General features: G+C 69.2%; 6 protein-coding genes. All 6 read right to left on the minus strand.

The window, feature by feature from the left end:
* Positions 1-1031, minus strand: a 1031-nt coding sequence (gmd, locus tag ACLFOB_RS14100; protein ID WP_410926490.1) for a GDP-mannose 4,6-dehydratase, incomplete at its 3' end; no start/stop codon positions are given.
* A 271-nt stretch (positions 1032-1302) separates the two neighbouring features.
* The gene (gene rfbA / locus ACLFOB_RS14105; RefSeq protein WP_410926491.1) at positions 1303-2193 is read right to left on the minus strand and encodes a glucose-1-phosphate thymidylyltransferase RfbA; all 891 of its coding nucleotides are present in this window, start codon (positions 2191-2193) and stop codon (positions 1303-1305) included.
* Positions 2194-2286: 93 nt separating this feature from the next.
* Positions 2287-3147, minus strand: coding sequence for a dTDP-4-dehydrorhamnose reductase (rfbD, locus tag ACLFOB_RS14110; protein ID WP_410918124.1), 861 nt, complete (start codon positions 3145-3147; stop codon positions 2287-2289).
* Positions 3144-4193, minus strand: coding sequence for a dTDP-glucose 4,6-dehydratase (gene rfbB, locus ACLFOB_RS14115; protein ID WP_410918126.1), 1050 nt, complete (start codon positions 4191-4193; stop codon positions 3144-3146). Before rfbB ends, rfbD begins: the two co-directional genes overlap by 4 nt.
* Positions 4190-4762 carry a dTDP-4-dehydrorhamnose 3,5-epimerase gene (rfbC, locus tag ACLFOB_RS14120; RefSeq protein WP_410926492.1) on the minus strand — a complete coding sequence of 191 codons (573 nt, stop codon included), beginning with the start codon at positions 4760-4762 and terminating at the stop codon, positions 4190-4192. The genes rfbB and rfbC overlap by 4 nt, the downstream gene beginning before the upstream one ends.
* Positions 4763-5014: 252 nt before the next feature.
* Positions 5015-5390 (minus strand): tryptophan-rich sensory protein TspO (gene tspO / locus ACLFOB_RS14125; protein ID WP_410926493.1); only part of this gene is annotated, 376 nt, incomplete at its 5' end.

Raw genomic sequence — 5390 nt, forward strand, 5'->3', positions numbered from 1 at the left:
GCGCACATCTCGCGGGCGGTGATCTCGGGCGCCCAGCCAAGGCGCGCCTTGGCCTTCGCCGGATCGCCGAGAAGCGTCTCCACCTCGGCGGGCCGGAAATAGCGCGGGTCGATGCGCAGGATCACGTCGCCGGGGCGGACTGCCGGGGCCTTGTCGCCGGTGACCGAGACCACGGTCGCCACCTCGTCCAGCCCCGTGCCGGTAAAGGCCAGCTCGATCCCCAGTTCCTCCGCCGACCAGGTGATGAATTCGCGCACGGAATACTGCACGCCGGTGGCGATCACGTAATCCTCCGCTTCGTCCTGCTGCAGCATCATCCACTGCATGCGCACGTAGTCCTTCGCGTGGCCCCAGTCGCGCAGCGCGTCGATGTTGCCCATGTAGAGGCAGTCCTGCAGCCCCTGCGCGATATTGGCGAGGCCGCGGGTGATCTTGCGCGTCACGAAGGTTTCGCCCCGCCGCGGGCTTTCGTGATTGAACAGCAGGCCGTTGCAGGCATACATCCCGTAGGCCTCGCGATAGTTCACCGTGATCCAGTAGGCATAGAGCTTCGCCACCGCGTAGGGCGAGCGGGGGTGGAACGGCGTGGTCTCGGTCTGCGGGACCTCCTGGACGAGGCCGTAGAGCTCCGAGGTGGAGGCCTGGTAGAAGCGCGTCGTCTCGTGCAGCCCGAGAAAGCGGATCGCTTCGAGCAGGCGGAGGGTGCCCATCGCGTCGACGTCGGCGGTGTACTCCGGGCTCTCGAAGCTCACCGCGACATGGCTCTGCGCGCCGAGGTTGTAGACCTCGTCCGGCCGGACCTCCGCGAGGATGCGCGTCAGGTTGGAACTGTCGGTCAGGTCGCCGTAGTGCAGCTGCAGCCGCGGGTCGGGCTCGTGCGGATCCTGATAGATGTGATCGATCCGCTCGGTGTTGAAGAGCGAGGCGCGGCGCTTGATCCCGTGCACCTCGTAGCCCTTCGCGAGCAGGAACTCCGCGAGGTAGGAGCCGTCCTGCCCGGTGATGCCGGTGATGAGGGCTCGTCTGGTCATGTCTTGTCCTGTCGCATCGGGAGAAACTGTTCGAGACTGCTGAAATGCTTCACTGCGAGGGTGCCGAACCCGACGACACCGGGACGCCCACCGTGACGCCGCATGGCGCAATGGTCCTCGCGGCTTTAGCGCAGGTTACGGCGCACGGACCGTGCGTCGACGCCCCCTCGAATGCAAGCGGATTTTGGGCTCGGTCGGGCATGTGCCACAGTCGCGAATCGGACAGAGCAGCGGAACTCAGTGCATCCTGACCCAGGCTCGAGGACCGTCTCTAGCCGCTGTCGGCGTCCTCGCCCAGCAAACCGCGCAGATAGACGCCGTAGTCGTTCTTGCGAAAGCGTTCCGCCCGGGCGCGCAGCGCGCAGGCGTCGATCCATCCCTTGTGCCAGGCGATTTCTTCCGGACACCCCACCTGCTGGCCCTGCCGCTCGGTCAGCGTGCGCACGAAATTGCCGGCGTCGAGCAGGCTGGCGTGTGTGCCGGTATCGAGCCAGGCGTAACCGCGGCCCATCCGCTGCACCTGAAGGCTGCCCTCGTCGAGATACATCTGCAGGAGGTCCGTGATCTCGAGCTCGCCGCGGGGCGAGGGGCGCACGTCCCGTGCCCGGCGCGGGGCCGTCCCGTCCAGCACGTAGAGGCCGGTCACCGCGAAGGGCGAGGGCGGACGCGACGGTTTTTCCACGATGCTGCGGGCCTGCCCGGCCGCGTCGAAATCGACGACGCCGTAACGCTCGGCATCCGCGACGCGATAGCCGAAGACGGTTCCGCCCTGCTCCCGCGCCGTCGCCTGCGCCAGCAGCTCCGGCAGGCCGTGCCCGAAGAAGATGTTGTCGCCCAGCACCATGACCGATGGCGCGCCGGCCAGGAAGGACTCCGCCAGCAGATAGGCCTGCGCCAGCCCTTCGGGTGCGGGCTGTTCGATGAAGGTGAACTGCAGCCCCCACTGGCTGCCGTCGCCCAGCGCCCGCCGGAACTGCGCCTGATCCTCGGGGGTCGTGATGATGGCGATCTCGCGGATGTCGGCCAGCATCAGCACCGAGATCGGATAATAGATCATCGGCTTGTCGTAGACGGGAATCAGCTGTTTCGACAGGCCCATGGTGATCGGATAGAGGCGCGTCCCGGAGCCGCCCGCCAGAACCAGTCCCTTGTGTCGCGCCATCCTGTCGCCTCCTGCGTCCTGTCGGCACCGCGGCTCTCGCCGCAAAATCCGGCAGCCTTGTGGCCCTGCGGTGCAATACCCGTGCGGGCCACCTCAGCGGGCCGTCACGCCAAGCTCGCCGAGGATCGCGTCGAGACCCTGCCGCCAGTCGGGCGCGTCGAGGCCGAAGGCCGCCCGCGTGGCGGCCATGTCCAGCCGCGAGTTCAGCGGGCGCGCCGCCGGCGTCGGATAGTCGCGCGTGGGGATGTCCCGCACAGCTGTTGCCAGACCCGCGCGGGACAGGATCGCGCGTGCGAAATCCGCCCAGCTGACGGCGGGCGCTCCTGCGAAATGGTATATGCCCGCAAGCTCGGGCCGCCGCTGCAGCGCCCCTGCGACGGTCATGCAGGCATCGGCGATATCGGCGGCGGGGGTCGGCCCGCCGACCTGGTCCGCGACGATCGAGAGCGCGTCGCGCTCCGCGCCGAGGCGCAGCATCGTCTTGACGAAGTTCGCGCCATGCGCCGAGACGACCCAGGAGGTGCGCAGGATGGCGAAGGCACCGCCTGCCGCCCGCGTGCCTTCCTCGCCCGCGAGCTTGGAGCGGCCGTAGGCGTTGATCGGGGCGGGGGCGTTCTCGGGCCGCCAGGGCCGCTCGCCCGTGCCGTCGAAAACATAGTCGGTCGAGATCTGCACGAAGGGCAGCCCGCGGGCGGCCGCCGCGCGCGCCATGGCAGCAGGCGCCGCGCCGTTGACGCGCGTGGCCTCCGCCTCGGCCGCTTCGGCCTTGTCCACGGCGGTCCAGGCGGCGGCGTTGATCACCGCCCCGGCGTCCGTCCGGTCCACCGCGCGGGCGCAGGCTTCGGGATCGGCAAGGTCCGCCGTGTCGCGGCCGATCGCGATGATCGCTGCGCCGTGACGGCGGCGAAGCTCCGTGGCCACCTGCCCCTCGCGTCCGAAGACCAGCACCTTCACGCGCCGACCCCCAGCCGCGTGCCCACGCCCTGCCGGGCCTGCAGCGCGCGCCACCATGCTTCGTTGTCGAGATACCAGCGCACGGTGCGCTCCAGCCCCTCGTCGAGCGTGACCGAGGGACGCCAGCCCAGCTCGCGCCGGATGCGCCCGGGGTCGATGGCATAGCGCGCGTCATGGCCGGGCCGATCCGTCACGAATTCGATCAGCGCCGCATGGGGACCTGCCGCGCGCGGGCGCAGCCGGTCCAGGATCGCGCAGAGGCTGCGGACCAGCGCGAGGTTGCTGCGCTCGGTCTCGCCGCCGATGTTGTAGGTTCGCCCGACCGGCGCCTGTTGCAGCACCAGAAGCAGCGCGTCGGCATGGTCCTCGACGTAGAGCCAGTCTCGCACGTTCGACCCGTCGCCATAGACCGGGATCGGCCGCTCGGCGAGCGCGTTCAGGATGACGACGGGAATGAGCTTTTCGGGGAAATGATAGGGCCCGTAGTTGTTCGAGCAGTTGGTCAGCACGACGGGCAGCCCGTAGGTTTCGTGCCAGGCCCGAACGAGGTGGTCGGAGGCCGCCTTGGAGGCCGAATAGGGACTGCGCGGGGCATAGGGCGTGTCTTCGGTGAACTTCACCGAGGGGTCCGCCGGCAGCGAGCCATAGACCTCGTCCGTCGAGACGTGGTGAAAGCGGAAGCTTTCGGGCCGCCCCGCGCGCGTCCAGTAGGCGCGCGCGGCCTCCAGCAGCGTGCAGGTCCCGGTGACATTGGTGTCGATGAAGGTGCCTGGCCCGTCGATCGAGCGGTCGACGTGGCTTTCCGCGGCCAGATGCATCACGGCATCGGGGCAATGCGCCGCGAAGATGCGGTCCAGCGCGGCCCGGTCGCGGATATCCGCCCGTTCGAAGGCGTAGAGCGGATTCTGTGCCACGGAGGCCACGTTGTCGAGGCACGCGGCATAGGTCAGCGCATCGAGGTTCACCACCTCGTGCCCACGCCCCACTGCAAGCCGCACCACCGCCGAGCCGATGAAGCCCGCGCCCCCCGTCACGAGCAGCTTCATGCCACCTCTCCGTAGACGAAGGGCGAGCGCCAGTCTCGCCAGCGCGGCGCCTGCGCGTCCTTGTCGCTCAGGATCGCCGCGCTTGTGTCGATGCGCCAGTCGATCCCAAGATCGGGATCGTCGAAGCGCACGGCACCGTCACAGTCCGGCGCGTAGAAATCCGTGCACTTGTAAAGGATTTCCGTATCCGGCTCGAGCGTCGCGAACCCGTGCAGGAACCCCTTGGGCACCAGCAGCTGCCTGCCGTTGTCGGCCGAAAGTTCGACGGCGATCCAGCGGCCGAAGGTGGGGCTGCCCACGCGTGCGTCCACCGCCACGTCCAGCAGCCGGCCGCGGCCGCAGCGCACCAGCTTGTCCTGCGCGCGGGGCGGCGCCTGATAGTGCAGGCCGCGCACCGTGCCCGCCGCGCGGCTGAGCGACTGGTTGTCCTGGACGAAATCGTGGCCGAGGCCCCGCTCGGCCATCCGCGCCCTGTTCCAAGTCTCGGAAAAGAAGCCGCGGTCGTCGCCGAAGCGGCGCGGTATCAGAACCACCACGCCGCCGAGTGCCGTTTCCTCGATCTCGAGCATGTTGCGCCCGCTGCCTCCCGGCGTCGCCCCCGGGCCACTGCTTAGCGGCTTTGCGCCGCGATTGGAATGTGCTCGCTCGGACTTGCCCGATGTAGCCCGCGCTGCCCGGACCGTTCCACTGAAGGGGCCTCCATGACCGGTCACGGCGCGCATCCCCCCGGTGCGCCGTTCACGCCCGAGCGGGTCCTCTTCGCCGTTCGGGCGACGGACAGGCCGCCGGCCATGCTGATGACGCTTGCCGTCGAACTGCAGTCAGCGCGCCATTTCGGGCGGGTTCGCGGCCTCGTCGGGGTTCAGCCGCCAGACCGAAAGGTTCAGCGCGCCTGCCACGCTCACCCAGGCCAGATAGGGCACGAAGAGCGCACCGGCGCGCCAGTCCAACTGCCACAGCGCGACGAGCGTTGCGGCCACCGCCAGCCAGAGCGCGGCCAGCACGCCCATGCCCAGCCTGATCCGCCGCAGGCCGAAGAACACGGGCGTCCAGAGACCGTTGAGCGCGATCTGCAAGCCCCAGAGCGCGAGCGCCACGTCGGCCCCGGGCTGTCCTGCCACAAGTGCGCCTGCCGCGGCCATGCAGATGTAAAGCGTGGTCCAGGCCACCGGAAACAGCCAGTCCGGCGGCGTCCAG

The organism is Rhodosalinus sp. (assembly GCF_046542825.1).
GTDB lineage: Bacteria > Pseudomonadota > Alphaproteobacteria > Rhodobacterales > Rhodobacteraceae > Rhodosalinus.